Origin of the sequence: Methylobacillus caricis (genome assembly GCF_020532705.1) — a bacterium.
Classification (GTDB): Bacteria; Pseudomonadota; Gammaproteobacteria; order Burkholderiales; family Methylophilaceae; genus Methylobacillus; species Methylobacillus caricis.
Window position 1 is genome coordinate 489,826 of the sequence record NZ_JAJAVD010000001.1, and the last position, 21,814, is coordinate 511,639.

General features: G+C 54.0%; 14 protein-coding genes. 12 read left to right on the top strand and 2 right to left on the bottom strand.

Annotation, left to right across the window (positions count from 1 at the left end; all coding sequences use genetic code 11):
* Positions 1–46: 46 nt before the first annotated feature.
* Positions 47–1,525 carry a MocR-like pyridoxine biosynthesis transcription factor PdxR gene (pdxR, locus tag LG200_RS02425; protein ID WP_226756005.1) on the bottom strand — a complete coding sequence of 493 codons (1,479 nt, stop codon included), beginning with the start codon at positions 1,523–1,525 and terminating at the stop codon, positions 47–49.
* A 230-nt stretch (positions 1,526–1,755) separates the two neighbouring features.
* On the opposite strand from pdxR, the gene LG200_RS02430 reads away from it, so the two are divergent.
* The 12 genes from LG200_RS02430 to leuA all read left to right on the top strand — a co-directional run bounded on the left by LG200_RS02430 (position 1,756) and on the right by leuA (position 19,860).
* A complete protein-coding gene (locus tag LG200_RS02430) occupies positions 1,756–2,793 on the top strand; it encodes an AAA family ATPase (protein ID WP_226756006.1) in 1,038 nt (345 codons plus the stop codon).
* A gap of 8 nt (positions 2,794–2,801) precedes the next feature.
* On the top strand, positions 2,802–3,665 hold the full coding sequence (locus LG200_RS02435) for a DUF58 domain-containing protein (protein WP_226756007.1): 864 nt from the start codon (positions 2,802–2,804) through the stop codon (positions 3,663–3,665).
* A gap of 5 nt (positions 3,666–3,670) precedes the next feature.
* On the top strand, positions 3,671–4,573 hold the full coding sequence (locus tag LG200_RS02440; RefSeq protein WP_226756008.1) for a nonribosomal peptide synthetase MxaA: 903 nt from the start codon (positions 3,671–3,673) through the stop codon (positions 4,571–4,573).
* Entirely contained in the window at positions 4,570–5,550 is a 981-nt protein-coding gene (locus LG200_RS02445; RefSeq protein WP_226756009.1) for a vWA domain-containing protein, read from the top strand. Before LG200_RS02440 ends, LG200_RS02445 begins: the two co-directional genes overlap by 4 nt.
* On the top strand, positions 5,535–6,086 hold the full coding sequence (locus LG200_RS02450; protein WP_226756010.1) for a hypothetical protein: 552 nt from the start codon (positions 5,535–5,537) through the stop codon (positions 6,084–6,086). Before LG200_RS02445 ends, LG200_RS02450 begins: the two co-directional genes overlap by 16 nt.
* Positions 6,083–7,054 carry a vWA domain-containing protein gene (locus LG200_RS02455; protein WP_226756011.1) on the top strand — a complete coding sequence of 324 codons (972 nt, stop codon included), beginning with the start codon at positions 6,083–6,085 and terminating at the stop codon, positions 7,052–7,054. Before LG200_RS02450 ends, LG200_RS02455 begins: the two co-directional genes overlap by 4 nt.
* Before the next feature lie 499 nt (positions 7,055–7,553).
* Entirely contained in the window at positions 7,554–8,918 is a 1,365-nt protein-coding gene (locus LG200_RS02460) for an MdtA/MuxA family multidrug efflux RND transporter periplasmic adaptor subunit (protein ID WP_226756012.1), read from the top strand.
* Positions 8,915–12,049, top strand: a complete 3,135-nt coding sequence (locus LG200_RS02465; RefSeq protein ID WP_226756013.1) for an MdtB/MuxB family multidrug efflux RND transporter permease subunit — start codon at positions 8,915–8,917, stop codon at positions 12,047–12,049. The genes LG200_RS02460 and LG200_RS02465 overlap by 4 nt, the downstream gene beginning before the upstream one ends.
* 16 nt (positions 12,050–12,065) lie before the next feature.
* Positions 12,066–15,227, top strand: a complete 3,162-nt coding sequence (locus LG200_RS02470; RefSeq protein ID WP_226756014.1) for a multidrug efflux RND transporter permease subunit — start codon at positions 12,066–12,068, stop codon at positions 15,225–15,227.
* Complete coding sequence (locus tag LG200_RS02475) at positions 15,227–16,648, top strand: efflux transporter outer membrane subunit (RefSeq protein ID WP_226756015.1); 1,422 nt, start codon at positions 15,227–15,229, stop codon at positions 16,646–16,648. Before LG200_RS02470 ends, LG200_RS02475 begins: the two co-directional genes overlap by 1 nt.
* A 144-nt stretch (positions 16,649–16,792) precedes the next feature.
* Entirely contained in the window at positions 16,793–17,794 is a 1,002-nt protein-coding gene (locus LG200_RS02480) for an alpha/beta hydrolase (RefSeq protein WP_226756016.1), read from the top strand.
* 383 nt (positions 17,795–18,177) lie between these two features.
* Positions 18,178–19,860: a 2-isopropylmalate synthase gene (gene leuA, locus LG200_RS02485; protein WP_226756017.1), complete on the top strand. Its 1,683-nt coding sequence runs from the start codon at positions 18,178–18,180 to the stop codon at positions 19,858–19,860.
* 164 nt (positions 19,861–20,024) lie between these two features.
* Here leuA and LG200_RS02490 read toward each other — a convergent pair whose 3' ends face one another.
* Entirely contained in the window at positions 20,025–21,251 is a 1,227-nt protein-coding gene (locus tag LG200_RS02490) for a Bcr/CflA family multidrug efflux MFS transporter (protein WP_226756018.1), read from the bottom strand.
* Between the last annotated feature and the right edge of the window lie 563 nt (positions 21,252–21,814).

Sequence of the window (21,814 nt, forward strand, 5' to 3'; positions counted from 1 at the left end):
TGGGGTTCCGTGATGACATCGCTGGTGACCGATGGCGATTGTCATATCAAGGCGTGGTGTGGGCCGCAGCCTTGAAAGCTTTTTTCAGGCGGATTACCCCTTCTGAAATTTCATCAAGGTTTAAATTGCCAAAGCCCAGCCTGAAAGCTGCCAGGTTTTGTTTTGTTGAGGCAAAGTTGTCCGCTGGCAGCAAGTCAATCCTTTCCATGGCGGCGTGATCGAGCAGGCTCTCCATCCTGGTTCCGTCTTTCAGCAATACCCAGAACGCCAATCCGCCAACCGGCATCTTGAAATCGACATGCCCGGCAAGGTGTTGATTGATCAAACCCTCCAGGCTGGCCCGGCGTTCGGAGTAGATTTTGAATGTTTTGCGGATATGGTGCCTGAGCTCCCCGGTATTGATCAGTTCGGAAACCGTTTGTTCAGTGACGGAGTTGCCTTGCCTGTCTATCAGGAGGATTTCCTGGCTGCAGCGTTCTATAAAGGCACTTGATGCCACGAGGTAGCCTACCCTTAAAGCAGGCGCCAGGACCTTCGAAAGGGAGCCGACGTAGATCACGCGATGTTGTTTGTCATTGCTGGCGAGCGGGAGGATTGGGTGGTTGGTGAAGTGAAACTCATGGTCGTAGTCATCCTCAATGATATGGAAATCATATTTTTCAGCCAGCATCAGAAGCGTCAGCCGGCGTTCCGCAGTCATGGTGACCGTGGTTGGGAACTGGTGGTGGGGGGTCACATAAATAGCACGAACGGCAGTCTTCTTGCATATCTCCTCGAGCTCATCGACCCGCAGGCCAGACTCATCCAGGCCAACGGTCAGGATATTGGCGCCGCAGGACTTGAAGGCATCGCGTGCTGGCGGGTAAGTCAGCTTCTCCACTACTACATTATCCCCAGGCTTCACCAATACCTTGGCAGCAAGGAATATTCCCATCTGGCTGCCCCTGACGATACAGATATTGTCCGTCGTCACATATAGCCCCCGTTCCATATTGAGCATTTCCGAGATGGAGTTTCTCAAGGCATAAATCCCTTTTGGGTCGCCGTAAGCCAGGCAGTTGTTCTTGGCTGAGTGGAGCAGGCTGTGGCGAAAAGCACGCGCGATAATATTGCCTGGAATCAATCGCGTATCAGGCATGCCGTCGCTGAAATAAATGACATCTTCCTTTTGTGTCGCGAACCTGGGCGCATCCAGCGCTGATGATCCAGCCAATGCTTTTCTGGACGCGGAGATATGGTGACTGATGGAGGAGGAAGGCAGGTTGGGGGAAACAAAGGTCTGGCTCCGCATTGCAGATGACAGCCAGCCCTGCGCAATCAGTTCTTCATAAGCCATGATGACAGTTTTCCGGTTAACCGCCAGATCAGCGGCCAACTGACGGGTACTGGGCATGGGCGACGACGGTGCCAGCCTGCCCGCCTGGATTTCCTCAATAATCTTCTGAACGATCTGCATGAATACTGGCAGCCTGGACCCTGGGGCCAGTTCAAACTTGAAGTCCCACAGCCTGGCACGTTTCATCATGTTTTCCTCAATACGGTATGCGCGGTTTTCCAAGGAGGGTCATTGGAAATGTTAATGACTTAACCCATGAAAAGTTCATTCTGGACCATGCATTATAAATTTTCTGGCACTTATGTATACCAGTAACAAATTATTACAATTGGTAACACTTAATATAATAATTTGAAAATCATTTTAAAAACATGAAGTTAATTTAAATCATGCCGCAATGAAGGCGAGTGAGGAGAAGTATGAACACGGTTTCCAATGACATAGAACTGGCCGACTGGCGCACCAAGGCCCTGAAACTAGAAGCTGAAATTGAAAAGGTGATCGTCGGGCAGACAAGGGCCATCCGCTTGATGACCACGGCGATTTTTGCTCGTGGCCATGTGCTGCTTGAAGGCGGGGTGGGCGTGGGTAAAACCACATTACTGCAATCGATTGCACGCGGCATTGGCGGCGCTTACGAGCGTATTGAGGGCACCGTGGATCTGATGCCCAATGATATTGTTTACCACACGTACCTCAACTCCGAAGGGCGTCCGCAAATTGATGAGGGTCCCTTGCTGAGAGCCGGTGAAAACCTGTCCGTATTTTTCTTCAACGAAATCAATCGTGCACGGCCCCAGGTCCATGCCCTGATGTTGCGCGTGATGGCGGAAAAGCATGTGCAGGCTTTCAAGAAGGATTACCGATTGCCGCATATGGTGGTGTTTGCCGACCGCAACCAGGTTGAGAAAAACGAAACATTTGAAATTCCATCCGCAGCACGGGACAGGTTCATGATGGAAATCCCGATCAATATCCCGGCCAGCCGCGAGCACAGGAAATCGCTGATTTTCGACACCAGGTTCCAGCATGCGGAAGCCCTGACACAGCAGGTTGAAGACCATATTTTGCAGTTTGACCAGTTGAACCAGTTCTCCGATACGATACAACGCCATATCCAGTCCAGTCCGGTGATGGAAGAGTATGCGCTGGATCTGTGGGAAGCCACGCAGGATCCGGCCAAGTTCGGTGTCAGCCTTGAGGGTGTGGAAATCGGGCGGCTGGTCCAGAGCGGGGCGAGTCCACGTGGCATGGGCATGCTGATGAAGGCGGCGCGGGTGAATGCGTGGCTGAATGGACGTGACAATTTGCTGCCGGAAGATATACATGCCGTATTCCACGAGATCATTGCCCATCGACTGGTATTCAATCCCATGTACGACTCCAAGCGTACCGCGCTGGCGCGTGAGTTGACGGCACAGATCATCAACACGGTTGTGGTTCCTGGCAAGCACTGAGCAACACCATGATTGCGATACCGGAAAAATCATTCATCTACAGTATTCCGTGGAAGTCGGACAACATGCATCTGGGCGATCATCCCGGCGCACAACGCGGCCTGGGATTTGAGTACCGCGGAAATGTGTCGCTGATAGACCATCCTGATGCCAGGCGTATGGATCTTAGCCGGAGCCTGCGCGACCCCTTTGAGCAGATCCAGGTCAGGCTGTTCAACCAGGAGAGCCCGACCCCGGTTTATATCCTGTGCGATATGTCCAGTTCCATGCAGTTCAAGGGACAAGTCCGCAAGCTGGACCAGGCAGTCAGTATCGCCGCGTCAATCGGCAGTGCCGTGGCCCATGCCGGAGACGTATTCAGCTTGATTGGCTATCACGAAGAGGTGCTTGAAGACACCCTGCTGCCGCTGGGCAATCGCGTCAATGAACTGCTGGCGCGGTTATGCCTGATTTCTGAATATCGGGATATGGGACGTAATGGCAATGGAATATTGCAAGTGCCTCAATACCTTGGACAGAAAAAAAGCCTGGTGTTCTGGCTGTCGGATTTTCATATGCCGTTCAAGCACATAGAACTTGCCCTGACGGCCATGTCTGCCCACCAGGTGGTTCCAGTGGTGATCTGGGATGATCATGAAGTCAGGAAGTTACCCAGGCTGGGGTTCAGCAACATGATCGACCCTGAGTCCGGCGTGAGCCGCATGATGTTTTTTACCTCCTCGCTGAGGCGGCGGATTGAAGGTATTTATGCAGATCGCCGGCAAGTGCTGCAACAGCTGTTTCTCAAGTTTGATAGTCCGGCACTCTATATTTCCGACGATTACCACCCTGACCTGATGACCCATTACTTTGAGCAATACCTTACCCTATGAAAAACATGATTCGATTGATTGGCTGTTTGATGGCTATGTTGGGCTACCTTCCTGCAGCATCGGCTGCAGGTACGCAACCTGGCCTGATCATCACCAACCCTTCCAAGAGCTATGGCGTACAGATTGGCGATGTGCTGTCGCGCAAGATAGAGCTGGACTTGCCGGCTGGCAGCACCATTCCTAAAGGCGGCCTGCCGCTAAAAGGCAGCAAGGCTGATGGCATTGAGCTGGTGGATGTCGCGATCAGCGAAAGCACCAACGGAGACGGGCGGCACTATAGCGTGCGGCTTGATTATCAGGTGTTTGCAAGCAGTGCCAAGCCAGTGGTGATGCTCCTGCCACAATCCGGCATCAAGGTGGCAGCCAAGGATGGACAGGAGACGGTGCTGGCCATCCCTCAGTGGCCATTCTGGTTTTCTCCCATGGTGGTCAGCAGTTCCGGCAAGGCAGGTATCAACATGCAGGCCCAGTTCAGACCACCGGCAATTGAACTGGGGAGGCTGCATTTCTGGCTGGGTGCATTTGCATTCTTGATCGCGGTTGGATCATTGGGCTTGCTTTACATCAACGCCGACAAGAAATGGTTGCCGTTCATGGGCGGCGCATTTGCGGATGCCCACAGAAAAATCAAGCGCCTGAAGGCAACTCCAGGATCGACCAAAGAAGCTTTTTATCATATGCATGCCGCCTTCAATCACTGGTACGGCGGCAATTGCTTCGCCCAGGATATCGATACCTTTGTGCAGCAGAATCCACGCTTTGGTAAATCCAGGGAGGATATCGCCCGGTTTTTTGAAAGCTCGAATGATCACCTGTTCTTTGGACATATCAAGGATGCATCCGAAATCATCAGGGAGCTGAAACTGCTCAGCAAGAAATTCCGCAATTGTGAGCGAGGTGTGGCGTGAGTTTTCAATATCCTTGGCTATTGATACTGTTGCCGGTCTGTTTCATGCCGTTCTGGCTAAAAAGCCGCCAGGGGCGGTTGTACTCATGGGTGACGATTCTGCCTGAGGACAGGTTGTCCAGGCTGATGGATAACGGGCTGAAAGGCTTGATGACCCTGTTGCTGCTGGCGGTATTGCTGGCACTTGCGCACCCGTATGGCCCGGAGAAGGTCGTGCAGCGGATTGGCAAGGGTGCGCAGACGGTTATGGTGATTGACCGCAGTGTCAGCATGGATCATCCGTTTGCGGGCGATGTGACTTCTGGCAGCGCTGCGGAAATCAAGTCCACTGCTGCACGCCGGCTGATCACCAAGTTCATTGACTCCAGGCCTGATGACATGATGGGGGTGGTGGGATTCTCCAATTCTGCACTGTATGGCATCAAGATCACCAACAACAGGGATGCCATTCATGCGGCGATCAATGCGGCCACCAGTCCCTCCATCAACCAGACCAATATAGGTTCTGGCCTGACCAAGGCAGTGACCCTGTTTGACAGCATTGAAAGTACTGGCTCGCGCGCCATCATCCTGTTGTCTGATGGCGCAGGAAAATTGAGCCCCAGGGTGAAGGCTACCTTGCAAGCCACCTTGAAGAAAAACAACCTGGCGTTGTACTGGATTGTCTTAAGGCAGCCTGATGATGTGAGTATTTTCTCAAAGAATGTCTACGAGGAGGACAGGGTGCCGACCGCCGTGGCACTGGACCGGTACTTCCAGTCCCTGAACATCAAATACCATGCGTACGAGGCGGATAACCCTGCCACCCTGCAGTCTGCCATCCAGGATATAGGCAGCCGCGAAAACAAGACTATCCAGTATCCCATCACCATCCCTGGCCGGAACTTTTCAAAAGACTTTGCTTTTTTAGCGTTGATATTGGGGGCATTGGTGCTGATGTTCAAAAACCTGAGGATTTATTCATGGAAAAACACGTAACGATCAAGAATGCAGTGGCTGGATTGATCCTGCTCATAGGTTTGGTGGGGGCATCAGTCATGGCCTATAAAATCAAGATTGCCGAGAAAGTGAACCAGGCCCTGCTGACCGGCGAGGAGATTACTGATGAGAATTATGCCTTTCAGCGGAAATTTGCCGAGGCTTATTTCCAGGGCGTTTCAAAAAACTATAAACATGCGGTACAGAACTACAGCCAGTTGCTTGAGGCTGCGGAGAAGAAAGGCAACGTCAGCAGTGAGGTACGCTCCAGGATTTACTTCAACATCGGCAACAATCTGTTCCGTTCAGGCCTGATACGCATGGTGAACCCTGATGGATCCTTGCAGGATGATGCCAAGTACGCCTATGCCCAGGCCATGGTGGCATATGAACAGGCACTCAGGTTGGCGCCGGGCCTGTCCCATGCCAAATTCAACCTGAGCCTGTTGCATGCAGTCATTCCGCACAATATGCAAATCAGCAAGCGTGAGCAGTCCGGGATGGAGTTGAGTAACCTGCCGATCGGGTTGCCATGAAGTACCCTGTTCACAAGGCCTTGGACTGGGCCAGAAGCCACTATGAAACCTTGCTGATTGGGCTGGCAATGTTGCTGCTGGCTGCCTCATTGGTGAAGCCTCAAGTAATGCTCAAGCAGGAGGTGCATAACTTCCTGTTGCTGGCGGACGTATCCCAGAGCATGAATGCCCAGGACCTGAAACTGAAAAACAAGACGGTCAGCCGCATGGAGTATACCCAGCACCTGATGAAACGCATCGTGGAAACATCCTCGTGCGGTACTTATATCAGCCTGGGGGCGTATTCCGCTGAAAATGTGGCCTTGCTGTTCATGCCGCTGGAGGTCTGTGCCAATTATGACGAGATCATGGACTCTATTTCCCAGCTGGAGTGGAGAATGGCGTGGAGCGGGAACAGCCGCATTACCTTCGGCGTCAAGGCGGCAGAAGAAGTATTGGACTATCTGGACACCCCCGCCAAGATGCTGTTTTTTACCGATGGGGACGAGGCGCCGAAAGCCAATGGCATCAACAAGCTTGATTTGAGTGATGTGCGCATTGGAAAGCGCGTAATGTTTGTCGGCATTGGCGGTAAAGAAGCTGTGCCCATTCCTCGCTACAACGCCAACAACAAGTGGGTAGGTTATTGGGGGATAGACTCCAAGGAGGAAGGCGGCGGCGGTGGCAACTATGCAGATGCCAGCAAGGATGACCCGGACCCCGTTGTCGCTTCTGCTGAATATGACCGTTATTTGTCCAGCCTGGATGCTGAGCATTTGCAGGAAGTTGCCAGGGAAATTGACGGCCAGTATATCGAAGGCAGTGACAGCGACGAGTTCCTGGCGTTTGTACAGAAGCAGAAACCTGCGGCCAGGATACTGTCCATTTATTCACTGACCTGGATTTATTACGGCCTGGCATTCCTGTGCATACTCGGGATATACCTGCCCAATTTTTGGCGCACAGGGGGTCGGCTCAAAATCAGTTGAGCGATAATAACAGCGGCGCACCATGCCGCTTGAGTGCTTGATGTGCTGACAGCCAACATGCACTATCTTGAGCAAACCTCAGTGAAACGGGGTTTGCTTTTTTTATGCGGTTTTCCAGAAATACGGCTGGGGAAGATTAGCGACGCCTGAATTATCATCTTGCCAGAATTGCAATGTAAGGCTTTGTAAGGCAAGAAAGGTTGTTTCTTACCATGTTTCTGCAAAACAAGGCTGATATGATGGCATTTTTGTTTTATAACCAATTAATTTTGAATATATTTCATTCAGGCGGTTAAAAGGTTCGGATTTTTTTCACAGCCTTAAATTGCGACCATTCAATGTGAGCAAAACCAGACAGATGTAGGGTTGTGTAAATTAGTTTGCCGCAGTTTGTGTGTGCCAATTAATATTGGTCGCATCAAGAGTCGGATCCAGTTGGCAATGTGCCAATGCGGTACCGCAATTTTCATGTTCCAGTTTATGCATTGACCCTATCATTATGCCTAGCCCAATTTTAAAAACACTACGTCCTTGGCTGATCCTGCTACTTATCCTGGGTGCCGTGGGATATTCATTATGGAAGTTCCTGCCTGATTCCTCCAGCCAGGGGCGCCAGGGCCCTCCCGGGATGGCTGGCCCTCCTGGTGCGGGAGGACCAGGCGCTGGCAGGGGCGGCGGTCCAGGTGCTGGCTTTCCCGGGGGAGGCCGCCGCGGCATGTTTGGCGATAGCATGCTGGTGAGTGTCGACACCGTGAAAAAAGCACCGCTCTCAGTGCAGCTGGAAGCAGTAGGCACAGTGACGTCCCTCAATACCGTAAATGTTAACGCGCGCGTGGACGGCCAATTGAGCAAGATCCTGTTTGTTGAAGGCCAGGAAGTGAAACAGGGTGATGTGCTGGCCGAGATAGATCCCCGGCCTTACCTGGCAGCACTGAAGCAGGCGGAAGGCATAGTCAGCCAATACACGGCGCAACTGAGAAATGCCGAGATCGACCTGGCACGCTACCAGGAACTGCGGGAAGAGGACTCGATTGCAATCCAGACCATTGATACCCAGAACGCACTGGTGCGCCAATATAGGGGCAACCTGGAAAATGCCGAAGGCCAGCTGGAGGCCGCCAGGCTCAACCTGGATTTCACTAAGGTGCGTGCGCCGATCAGCGGCCGCATAGGTTTGCGCCAGATCGATGTCGGCAACCAGGTGACGGCCAATGCAACCACACCGATCACGGTACTGACGCAGACTCGGCCGATCAGCGTGGTGTTCAGCCTGCCCGAGCAGCAGCTCAATACCGTGCGCCAGCAGTTCAAGCGCAATCCTGACAAACTGATAGTCGATGCGCTTGACCGCCAACGGGCAAGCCGTATTGCCCGCGGCAAGGTCATCAGCCTGGACAACCAGATCGATACGACGACAGGCACCTTCAAGTTGCGCGCCAGCTTTGCCAATGCCGACGATAGCCTGTATCCCAACCAGTTTGTGAATGTGCGCCTGAATGCTTCTGAAGTGGAAAATGCCTTGATGATTCCAAGCGGGGCATTGCAGCGGGATGATGAAGGCACCTATGTTTACGGTATAGATGCTGAGAAGAAGGTGTCAAAGCTGCGCGTAGTGGTGGGTGTGAGCCAGGCTGAGCAGGTGGAGGTACGCCAGGGCCTGGTCGAAGGCCAGCGCATTGTCACCGAGGGCGTGGACAGGCTGGCTGAGGGTATGACCGTGAGAGTGGCTGGAGATCCGGAGGATAGCCGCCCACGCCGCACGCCGGGTGCGGGAGAGGGGCGGCACGGGCAATGGCGCCAGCAGGGCGAGGGCCAACCAGCCACAGGCAAGCAACCAGCGCAAGGCAGAGGCCAGGGTTCATGAATCCTTCAAGGATATTCATCGAGCGGCCAGTTGCCACTACGTTACTGATGCTGGCGCTGCTGATTTCTGGCATTCTGGCCTACCGCATCTTGCCGGTGGCTTCATTGCCGGAAGTCGAGTATCCCACCATCCAGGTTAAAACCCTGTATCCGGGCGCTAGTCCCGAGGTGATCAACTCGATGATCACGGCCCCGCTTGAAAGCCAGCTGGGCAAGATTGCCGGCCTGGATGAAATGTCTTCCAGCAGTGCGGGCGGCGCTTCCGTCATTACGCTGCGTTTCAATCTTGCGTCGGATTTGGGAATTGCGGAGCAAGGCGTGCAGGCGGCCATCAACACCGCTTCAAACTTGCTGCCTTCGGACCTGCCGAGCCAGCCGGTATATAGCAAGGTGAATCCTGCCGATGTCGCGATTCTCACGCTGGCGGTGACGTCCGATGGCCTGGCCTTGCCCAAGGTGCAGGACCTGGTGGATACGCGCCTGGCGCAGAAAATAGCGCAGATTTCCGGGGTGGGCCTGGTCAGCATCAGCGGCGGGCAAAAGCCGGCGGTGCGTATCAGCGCCAATTCAACGGCATTGGCGTCTTATGGGCTGAGCCTGGAAAGCGTGCGCACCGCCATTGCCTCCAACAACCTGAATGGTTCCAAGGGCAGTTTCAACGGGTCGACACGTTCTACCACTATTGATGCCAATGACCAAATGCGCAGTGCGGACGAGTACCGCGACCTGATACTGAGTTACCGCAATGGCGCGCCGGTGCGCTTGCGTGATGTGGCACAAGCCTATGATGGCGCAGAAAACGAATACCTGGCGGCATGGGCCAATGACAAGCCTGCCGTGATCATGAACATCCAGCGCCAGCCAGGAGCCAACGTGATTGAGGTGGTCAAGCGCATACGCGAAATGCTGCCAGACCTCGAGGAAAGCCTGCCGGAAAACGTTGAAGTCGCAGTCCTCAGCGATCGCAGTAACACGATCCAGGCGTCGGTCAAGGATACCCAGTTCGAGCTTATGCTGGCGGTTGGCCTGGTGGTGCTGGTGACCTTCCTGTTTCTGCAGGATGGGCGTGCAACATTGATTCCTTCCGTAGCCGTGCCACTGTCGCTCATAGGCACGTTCGGTGTCATGTACATCGCCGGTTTCTCCATTAACAACCTGACCTTGATGGCGTTGACGATTGCTACCGGATTCGTGATCGACGATGCAATCGTCATGCTGGAGAACATAGAGCGCTACATAGAGCAGGGCGACTCCCCATTGCAGGCGGCGCTTAAAGGCTCCAAGCAGATCAGCTTCACCATTATTTCCCTGACTATTTCGCTCATCGCCGTGCTGATCCCGTTGTTGTTCATGAGCGATATTGCCGGACGCCTGTTCCGTGAGTTTGCGCTGACGTTGGCGATTGCCATCCTCGTATCCATGTTTATTTCCCTCACCTTGACGCCGATGCTGTGCGCGCTGTGGCTGCATCATGTGCCAGAATCCAAGAAAAGCCGTTTTGCCCGGCGGGGGGCCAGCATCATGCAAGGCCTGATAGGTCATTATGGCAAGGCGCTGAAGTGGGTGCTGGCGCATCAGGGCCTGACATTGATGACTGCCTTGCTGACCCTGTTGGTGACGGCAATGCTTTATATCTATCTGCCCAAAGGGTTTTTCCCGACGCAGGATACCGGCCTGATACAAGGCATCAGTGAAGCGCCGCAGTCTGTCTCGTTTGCTGCCATGGCGAAGAAACAGGAGGAATTGGCCCGCATCATCAAGCGGGACCCGGCGGTGGATGGATTGTCTTCCTATATCGGCGTTGATGGCACCAATGAGGCATTGAATACCGGGCGTATGCTCATCAACCTCAAGCCCCATGCCGAACGGAGTGACTCTGCCACCGATGTGATCAAGCGCCTGAAACAGGCAACTGCGAATATCGGCGATATCAAGCTTTACCTGCAGCCGGTGCAGGACTTGACCATCGAAGACAAATCCAGCCGTACGCAATACCGCTTCCTGCTGACAGACCCGGATATCCATGTCTTGCAGTCGGTCATGCCCAAGGTCATGGAAAAGCTGCGGCAGCTGCCTCAACTGTCGGATGTTGCCAGCGACCTGCAGGACCAGGGCCTGCAGGCGTATCTGGTAATCGACCGGGACAATGCGGCTAGATTGGGCGTAACGGTGAGCAGCATCAATGCGGCGCTTTACAATGCGTTTGGCCAGCGCCTGGTTTCGACCATCTATACCCAGGCCAGTCAGTATCGCGTGGTGCTTGATGTGCCACCCAATTACCGTAGCGGGCTGGAGTCGCTATCCAATCTCTATGTGCCCGGCAGCATCACGGACAGCAGCGGTGCGGTAGTGAGCACCCAGGTGCCGCTCAACTCGCTGGTGCGGGTGGATCAGCGCAATACGCTACTGACGATCAATCATATCGGTCAATTCCCGGCGGCGACGGTTTCCTTTAATCTCGCCAACGGTATTGCTCTGGGCGACGCCGTCAGTGCCATCCGCCAGGCGGTGGAGGAACTACAGTTGCCAAGCAGCATCCAGACACGGTTCCAGGGAGCGGCCATGGCATTTGAGGCCTCATTATCCAATACCTTGCTGTTGATACTGGCAGCCTTGTTTTGCATGTATATCGTATTGGGGATTCTCTACGAAAGCTTTATCCATCCGGTGACCATTCTTTCCACGCTGCCTTCCGCGGCAGTGGGCGCCTTGCTGGCGCTATGGATATATGGCCAGGAGATAGGCATGGTTGCCATTATCGGCATTATTCTGCTGATCGGTATCGTGAAGAAAAATGCCATCATGATGATAGATTTTGCCTTGGCGGCTGAGCGCGAGCAGGGGATGACTCCGGTGGAAGCCATTTACCAGGCTTGCCTGCTGCGTTTCCGGCCTATCCTCATGACGACCATGGCAGCCTTGTTTGGCGCCTTGCCCCTGATGTTTGCCACTGGTGCCGGTGCGGAGTTGCGTCAGCCACTGGGCATCACCATGGTAGGCGGCCTATTGTTGTCGCAGTTGCTCACCATCTTCACAACCCCGGTGATCTACCTCATGTTCGACCGCTTGGCACGCCGCCGGCATAAAACAGTACACGCCTCCATTACAGATGCCGATGAGGAGTTGGCTTGATGAAACGGATGGGTAAATGGTAAAGCGCGTACTGGCCCAGGCTGAGCTGAAATCAACCGAGCGTAGCCCGGCTGCACTTTTCATCCTGCGTCCGGTGATGACGTTGCTGGTTTCGCTCGGTTTGTTACTGGCTGGCTGGCTGGCCTTTGGGTTCCTGCCCGTGGCGCCGTTGCCGCAGGTGGATTTCCCCACTATTTCGGTGACAGCTTCGCTGGCCGGGGCCAGCCCGGAAACCATGGCATCTTCCGTGGCAACGCCGCTGGAGCGCAGTCTGGGGCGGATTTCCGGCATCACGGAAATGACCTCGTCCAGTTCACAAGGCAGCACTTCCGTCACGTTGCAGTTTGCGTTGGATAAGGATATCAATGTTGCCGCACGCGAGGTACAGGCGGCAATCAATGCCGCAGCTAGCATGCTGCCGAGTGGAATGCCCACGCGCCCCAGTTATCGCAAGATGAATCCGGCTGATATGCCCAGCATGGTGCTGACCATGACATCCAAGACCAGGAGCATGGGGGAGCTTTATGATCTTGCAACCAATATGGTTGGCCGCAAGATATCCCAGGTGCAAGGGGTCAGCCAAGTCAATGTGGCGGGCAGCTCACTGCCTGCCGTGCGCGTGGATATCAACCCGGATGCGCTGAGCCAGCAAGGATTGGCACTGGATGATGTGCGTACGGTCATTAATGCAGCCAATGGCAGCGGTCCGAAGGGGTTTTTGCAGGGGGCTGAATATAGCTGGCAAATTGATGCCAATGACCGGTTGTTGAGTGCCAAGGATTATCGCAATCTCATCATTGCAAACCGCAATGGGGCGGTTACCCGCCTGAGTGACGTCGCCAGTGTCTACGACTCAGTCGAGGATATCCGCAATGTTGGTTTCCATAACAACCAGCGTGCCATCCTGCTGATGGTGAGCCGTGAATCCGGCGCCAATATCATTGAGATGATAGACGAGATACGTACTCAGCTGCCCAGCATACAAGGCAGCCTGGGCGACGATATCAAGTTGACCGTGGTGGAGGATAGGAGTCCCAATATCCGTGGCTCTCTGCATGAGGCTGAATTTACCCTCATGATTTCTGTGGCCCTGGTGATCCTGGTCGTATACCTATTCCTCAAGAATGGCAGGGCAACACTCATTCCGGCACTGGCCGTGCCGGTATCGCTGATTGCCACATTTGCCGCCATGTATCTATGCGGTTTCTCGCTGAACAACTTATCGTTGATGGCGTTGATTATTTCCACTGGTTTTGTGGTGGATGATGCGATTGTCGTAGTCGAGCATATTAGCAAGCGCATAGAGCATGGGGAGCCGCCACTGCGCGCCTCGTTACGGGGCGCACGCGAGGTGGGTTTTACCGTGGTGGCCATGAGCGTGTCATTGGTGGCCGTGTTTATCCCCTTGCTATTCATGGGTGAGATTACCGGCCGCCTGTTTCGCGAGTTTGCCATTACCTTGTCGGTGGCAATCCTGATTTCCCTTTTCGTTTCCCTCACACTCACCCCCATGCTCTGCGCCTACCTATTGCGGCGCAAGGATGCCAAGGCAATTGAGCCAGACACTGCACCAGATCAGCAACGCCAAGGCTTCTTCCAGCGGCTTTTGAATGGCTATCGCAAGAGCTTGTCCTGGACGCTGGATCATTCCGCCATGACGCTGGTAATCCTGTTGTTCACCATAGCGGTGAATGTCTATCTCTATGTCGTGATTCCCAAAGGCATGTTCCCCGATCAGGATAACGGCCGCATGTTCGGCAATGCGAGGGCTGACCAGGGCGTTTCCTTCAATGAACTGCAACGCAAGCTGGAAGCTTTTCGCAATATTCTGCTGGCTGACCCTGCCATTGACCAGGTAATGGGCATGTCGGGCAGTGGCCGTGGCCCCGGCGCATCCACCAACTCTGGCAACTTCATCATCATCCTGAAAAATATCAAGGAGCGTGAGCCGGTAGAGTCGATTATCGCGAGACTGAGGCCTAAGCTGGGCGAAGTGCCGGGGGCATCCATTTTTCTGGTGAACATGCAGGATCTGCGCATAGGCGGACGCTCCAGCGATTCGTCCTATCAAATGACCCTGAAAAGCGATGACATCAAGGCCTTGAGGACCTGGGAACCCAAGGTGCTGGAAGCCATGCAGTCAGTGCCGGAAATTACAGATGTCAGTGGCGGTGGGCGCAGCAAGAGCGTGCAGGTCTACCTGCATATAGACCGTGCCGCAGCCCAGCGCCTGGGGGTAGATGTGCAGATGATCATTACCCTGCTCAATAACTCCTACGCCCAGCGCCAGATTTCCACTATCTACCAGGAACAGAATCAGTACCGAGTGGTGATGGGCGTGGCAGACAAATACATGCAGAGCCCTGACATCCTGTCCAGCCTTTATGTCGTGACCAGCAGTGGTGCACGTGTCCCGTTATCCAATCTGGTGACGTTGGGATACAACACATCTCCATCCTCGGTACAGCACGAAGGGCAGTTTGCCTCGGTCACTTTTTCTTTCAACCTGCCTGAAGGCGGTAACCTAGACCATGCCAAGCAACAGATACGCAGTGCATTGAGCGACCTCAAGATGCCCTTGAATGTGCAGGCAACTTTTTCCGGCACGGCTGGTGCCATGGAAAAAGTGCTGGCACAGATGCCGTGGCTGATCCTGGCTGCGCTAATCTCAGTCTATATCGTGTTGGGCATGCTTTATGAAAGTTATATCCATCCCCTGACCATTCTCTCCACATTGCCGTCTGCCGGGGTAGGAGCCTTGTTGGCATTGATCCTGTTTGATACTCCGCTGACGCTGATTGCCTTGATCGGCATCATTCTGCTGATCGGCATCGTGAAGAAGAATGCCATCCTAATGATCGACTTTGCCCTGGTAGCTGAGAGAGAGCAAGGCATGGCGCCACGCGAGGCGATCCTGGAGGCATGCATGCAAAGGCTGCGCCCCATCCTGATGACCACCATGGCGGCATTGCTTGGAGCCTTGCCGCTGATATTCGGCACTGATGGGGATGCGCCGTTGCGCAGGCCTCTGGGCGTGGCGATTGTGGGTGGTTTGCTGGTCAGCCAATTGTTGACCCTATACACCACACCAGTCATCTATCTTTATCTGGATCGTTTGCGGCACTGGGCTATGCGCAAGCGTGGTACGCAAAGTCGCGCAATGTTGGAGAATAAGTAATGAGCAGATTTGCCAAGGCCAGTATTGTCGGCCTGTCGGTTTTCTTGTCGGCGTGCATGGTAGGCCCGGATTATCACCGGCCGGATACCGTGGTGCCCGCACAATTCAAGCATGTGGAAGGCTGGAGCCAAGCCGCTCCGGCGGATGAAGCTCCCAAGGGAGAATGGTGGAAACGGTATGGCGATGAAGAACTGAACCAACTGATTGAGCGGCTCAACAACAGCAACCAGACCGTGGCCCAATATGAGGCGCAGTATCGCCAGGCGTTTGCCCTGGCGCAGAGTGCGCGTGGTGCCTTGTGGCCGCAACTCAACCTCACTGCAGGCAAGACTCGCGCAGGTCAGGGAACAGGCAGCTCCACCTCAAGCCAGACAGTACAGGTCACTGGGATACGCACCACCTACAACGCCGCCCTCAATGCCAGTTGGGAGGTCGACATCTGGGGGCGCTTGCGCCGAACGCTGGAGGCCAATACCGCGAACGCCGATGCCAGCCTGGCAACCTTGGCTGCCATGCGTCTCAGCATGCAATCGGAGCTGGTACAGAATTACCTGCAATTACGTGTGATGGATCAGCAGAAACGCCTGCTGACTGAGACGGTGGATACCTATAAGCGCGTAATGCAGATGACGGAAAGCCAGCACAAACGCGGCATTGTCTCCGGCGCTGATGTGGCTGCTGCACAGACACAGCTCAAAAGTGCCGAGGCCGACTTGGTAGACCTGGTATGGCAGCGAGCACAGCTGGAAAATGCCATTGCTGTGCTGATTGGCGAAGTTCCTGCCAATTTTTCCCTGGCAGATAGCGGCAAGGTGCCGTTGTTGCCCGGCATCCCAGCCAGTGTGCCTAGCCAGTTGCTGGAGCGCAGGCCTGATGTGGCCGCAGCGGAACGCTCTGTGATTTCGGCCAACGCCAGCATAGGCGTAGCCAAATCTGCCTATTACCCCAGCCTGACATTATCTGCCACGGGTGGTTACAGAAGCAGCACCTTTTCCGATTGGCTGACATTGCCTAACCGCTACTGGTCCATCGGGCCACAGTTTGCAATGAACTTGTTCAATGCCGGCCAGAACAAATATGCCGTGGTTCAGGCTGAAGCGAGTTATGACGCGTCTGTAGCTGGTTATCGCCAGATTGTTCTGGATGCGTTCCGCGAGGTGGAGGATTACCTAGTGACTCTGCATACCTTAGGTGAAGAGTCGGTATTGCGGGAGCAGGCGACACAGGCTGCCCGGCAGTCTCTCAAGCAGTACACCAACCAGTATCGCGTGGGCTTGATCAGCTTCCTCGAGATGGTGACAGCACAGACAACGGCCCTAAACAATGAACGTACCTTGCTGACTTTGCAGCAAAGCCGTTTGATCAGTAGCGTACAGTTGATCTCTGCACTGGGGGGCGGATGGGAAGGCTTGCCCCAGTAGGAGTCCGTGCATAGAAGATAAGGCAAACATTCCTACAAGGCTATCAGGGAAGTGCTGACATACTTTTCAGGAATGCTGGTACAGAATTGGACATCCAGCCAGCGCTAGCTGGATCAATCCAATCAGCCAAGCCGGAGGACACTCATGAATATTCTCAGCCCCATCCTGAATACATTTTCTCAGCCTATCGATCAATATAGCGGAGTTGAGCCGACAACTCGTGCCTTCCTGGAAAAGCTGGCTGAGGAGGATAGTAAGCCAATTGAAGAGCTTGCTCCGGAAGAAGCCCGGAAGGTCCTGGTTGATCTGCAAAAAAGCGTGGATGTAGATGTAGGGTATTTGGAAGTCGAGCAACGCGAAGTACAGGCCGAGAACCACTTCATCAGTCTTACCATTGTCCGTCCTCCCGACATTGCCGTGCATCCACCCGTCATCATGTTTTTCCATGGCGGAGGCTGGGTATTGGGTGATTTTCAAACACACCAGCGCTTGGTGCATGATCTGTGTGTCGCTTCCAACTGTGCTGTGGTTTTTGTCGATTACACACGTTCTCCAGAGGCAGCTTACCCTACCGCGGTTATTGAATGCTATCTTGCGACCAAGTGGGTGACTGAAAATGGTGACCAGATAGGGGTCGATGGTTCTCGCCTGACGGTGGCGGGCAACAGCGCGGGCGGCAATATTGCCACGGTCGTCTGCATGATGGCCAAGGAAAAGAATACGCCGCTGATCCGCCATCAGACCCTGTTCTGGCCAGTGACTGATGCACGATCCAATACGGAGTCCTACCAGCATTTTGAAACCGGATATTTCCTGACGCGCAACATGATGAAGTGGTTTTGGGACAGTTACCTTGAAAATGAGGAAAGTCGACGCGATATCTACGCTTCTCCCATCAATGCAAGCATAGAGCAGTTATCCGATCTCCCGCCGGCGCTGATCCAGACTGCTGAGTTTGATGTATTGCGCGATGAAGGTGAAGCCTATGCCCACTTGCTCATTGACGCGGGAGTCGAGGTCACCAGTACGCGGTATCTGGGGGCGATTCATGATTTCGGCTTGCTGAACCCTCTGGCAAGTACCCCCCAGGCAAAGGCCGCCATCTTGCAGGCGGCAAACGAAATCAGGAAGTATGTAAGCTTATAACTTCCACTTTTCTCCTCATCTACAGCACCGCTCCGACCAGACCGCTGCTGTGCTGTAGATTGACATGGGTATGGTCTTCTGTTTATGATTGCCATTCATGAATATCCAGCAGACATTTATTGTTTCCACCATTCAGGCCCTGCTCGGCCTAGGTCTGCTGCTGCGCCTGGCGCGCATCTAATCCCATCTTCCTCCTGCTAGTTTTTCTGTGCCCTTGAAGCTTCAAGGACACACTCCCCTGTATGTAGTTTTGTGTGCGAGTATCAAATGATGAATGCCTTTTTTAGCCAGTTTCGACTGCGTTGCGGTTGCCAGGCCTTGCGTGTGCGGTAGCCTGCCAGCCTAACCTTGCCGTCATCCTGTCCTTAAACTGAGAGAGCCCAATGTTAAAACAACCCCACAATAAATACCGCTCGTTTACCCCGATAAACTTGCCTGAACGTGCCTGGCCAGCCAGGATCATAGACAAGGCCCCGATCTGGATGAGCACCGATCTGCGAGATGGCAACCAGGCCTTGTTTGAGCCCATGAATGCAGAGCGCAAGATGCGCATGTTCAAGATGTTGGTTGAAATCGGTTTCAAGGAAATCGAAGTGGCATTTCCGTCGGCTTCGCAGACCGATTTTGATTTTGTGCGCAACCTGATAGAAAACGGCCACATTCCGGAAGATGTAACCATCGAAGTGTTGACCCAGGCGCGAGAAGACCTGATACGTCGTACTTTTGAAGCCTTGAAGGGCGCCCGCCGTGCCATTGTCCATGTTTACAATGCCACAGCGCCGGAGTTCCGCAAGATTGTGTTCAAGACCGACCAGGCCGGGGTCAAGAGGATTGCAACCGATAGTGCACGCCTCATCAAGCAGCTGACGGATGAGCGCCCCGAAACTGAATGGGTATTCCAGTACAGCCCGGAAACCTTTACGGCGACTGAGTTGAATTTTGCCAAGGATATCTGTGATGCCGTGACGGACATATGGCAAGCCACGCCCGACCGCAAGATTATTCTCAACCTGCCCGCCACCGTTGAAATCGGTACGCCCAACTACTATGCCGACCAGATCGAATGGATGCACACCAACCTCGCGCGTCGCGACAGCATTATCCTGAGTGTACACCCCCATAATGACAGGGGAACTGCCGTGGCTGCCGCCGAGCTTGCAGTGATGGCGGGCGCAGACCGCATAGAGGGTTGTTTGTTCGGCCACGGCGAGCGTACCGGGAACGTTGATCTGGTGAGCCTTGCGCTCAATCTTTATACCCAGGGCGTGGATCCTGGACTGGATTTCTCCAATATCAATGCGATTGCCCGAACTGTGGAAGACTGTACACAACTGCCTGTACATCCGCGTCATCCCTATGCTGGCGACCTTGTATTCACCGCCTTCTCCGGTTCACACCAGGACGCCATCAAGAAGGGTTTTGCCGTGCAGGATCCGAACGGCCTGTGGGAAGTGCCTTATTTGCCAATAGATCCGCATGATGTGGGCCGTACCTACGACTCCATCATCCGGGTCAACAGCCAGTCCGGCAAAGGCGGTATTGCCTATCTGCTGGAAACCGGCTACGGACTTGCGATGCCCAGGCGTATGCAGGTGGAGTTCAGTGGAGCTGTGCAGCGCCTGACCGATACCACGGGCCAGGAGGTGTCTGCCGATGGCATCTGGGGCCTGTTCAACCGGGAATACATAGACGCGGTTGAGCCGCTACACTACGTGGATCATGAGCTGGATGAACAGGGCGAGCAACAGCATATCAAGCTCAGTGCGAGGATTCATGGCATTGAAAAGACGCTGGAAGGTTATGGCAACGGCCCGATAGACGCGTTGGTGAATGCCTTTGGCAGCAAGATATCCATTCATGATTATGAAGAGCGTGCCATGGGCGCGGGGGCTAATGCGAAAGCGGTAGCATTTGCCGAGCTGGGCTATGAGGGAGAGCCGGGAACGGTCTATGGAGCAGGGATTGACCCTAACCTGGTGACAGCTTCATTATTGGCCGTGATCAGCGGCATCAATCGTGTGTATGCTCGATTGGATAACGAGCAACAAAGGACATTCTTCAAATAACTGCAGGATGTATTAAAAAAGCCCATGGCGATAGTCATGGGCTTTTTGTTGTGAGGTGAGCGCAACAAAGCCTCAGAATTTTGGTTTGTGTGCCCCGGCCCAGTTGGGGGAGTTTGGGACGAGATATTGCTATGCCCGCTCCTTTGACGTGTTTGGAAGTGGTATTAACTCTTGGATGTTGCAATCTTCTTCACAATCAGCCATCTGTGCATTCCCCATGCTCCTATACCACATCCAGCCATTACCATGGCCATGGGAAAGGTGGTGCCATCATGCAGCAGGTTGACCATAAAGCCTGCGATAGTTGCGAGGCAGAATTGCAATGAGCCCATCAAGGCAGAGGCGGTGCCTGCATTTTGTCCATGAGTGGCCAGGGTGGCTGCACTGGAGTTGGGGCCGATGTATCCTATGCTGGCTACAAAGCAGAAGATGCCCACTAGTAGCAAGGGCAGGGTAATGTGGCCTGTGAGCGAGGATATCAATAACAACACGCCTATGGCGGCGGGCAGCCATAAGGCACGTGAAAGTAGCACGGTGACATCATGGTTTTTCAGGCGCCATGCATTGATCTGGCTGAACAGGATAAGCCCGGCGGCGTTGCTGCCGAAGATCCAGCCGTAGTGCTGGGCTGGAATCTGGTAGTACTCGATAAAGACAAATGGCGAACCGGCGATATAGGCAAACATGCCAGCGCGGGCAAGGCCTCCACTCAAGGTGTAGCCGATGAATTTCCGGTCCACCAGCAGCCTGCCATAGTTCAGCAATACCTGGGAGAACACCAGCGGTGGCTCTTTGCTTGTGTCATGCGTTTCTTCCAGCCGGAAATAAACGGCAAGCAGGCCTAGCGTCCCGGCGACCGCCAGGGTGATAAACAGGGCGCGCCAATCCAAAGTGGTCACGATCCAGCCGCCGACCAGCGGCGCAAGGATAGGCGCTATTCCCATAATCAGTATCAGCATGGATAGTGCCCGCGCTGCATCGTTGGCACTACATCGGTCACGGATGATCGCCATGGTGACGACCATGCCCGCACATCCGCCAAGTGCCTGCAGAAAGCGCCAGAAGATAAGTTCGGGGATGCTTCCCGCGAAAGCACAGCCAACCGAAGCGGCAATATAAATCACCAGGCCCACCATCAATGGCCTGCGGCGCCCGAACCGGTCGCTGAACGGACCATAGAATAACTGGCCCAATGCCAAGCCAATAAAGTAGCTGGCCAGTGTCAGTTCTGCACTTCCTGCGCGTGCAAGCAGACTCTTTTCTATGGCAGGAAAGCCTGGCAGGTACATGTCGATGGACAGCGGCGCCAGCCCGGTCAGGGCGCCTAGCAGTAATAGCCAGCCGCTCAAGAGTGAGATGCTGGAGGAGGAGTGCTGGTTGTTATTTGACATGGAAAATGGAGAAGCTGTTAAGGTTTCATACTACAGCGTGGGCTTGAGGTTGCACAGGATAGGAAGATAAATAAAGTTGATGCGGCGGAAATCTTTGGAATGCTTGATTTAGGGAATTTATGATAATCCATCCTAGGAGTGGGGCACAGTGATGCCAAGTTCGGGTTTGATTTTCCCTCTTAATAGGATCGAGCTTTGTCACGGGGAAAGTCTTAGCATACCTGAGCGAGTAAGGCGATTAGGCCCTGCCGCATATTGTGGGTGAGGGCTGGGTAGATTACGCTTCGACTTGCCCGACGCGTGCTGTTCAGAAACCGGAGCGGTGGAGCGGTAAATAGGGAGGCCGTGTGCTGCGAAACTTGCAATCAAGGGCAATAGTCACCGGCAGTGACGTGATACACCCGAGCAACGCGATGCGCACATGCTGTTGATCGCCATATCGACCACTATAGTAAACAGCACATTGATCATAATAGTGTCACCTGTAATAAATCTGCATCCGTACCTGATACCATAGCGTGCCCGGCCAGATTGAATCTGAGCCCACCCAGTTAACCATGCAG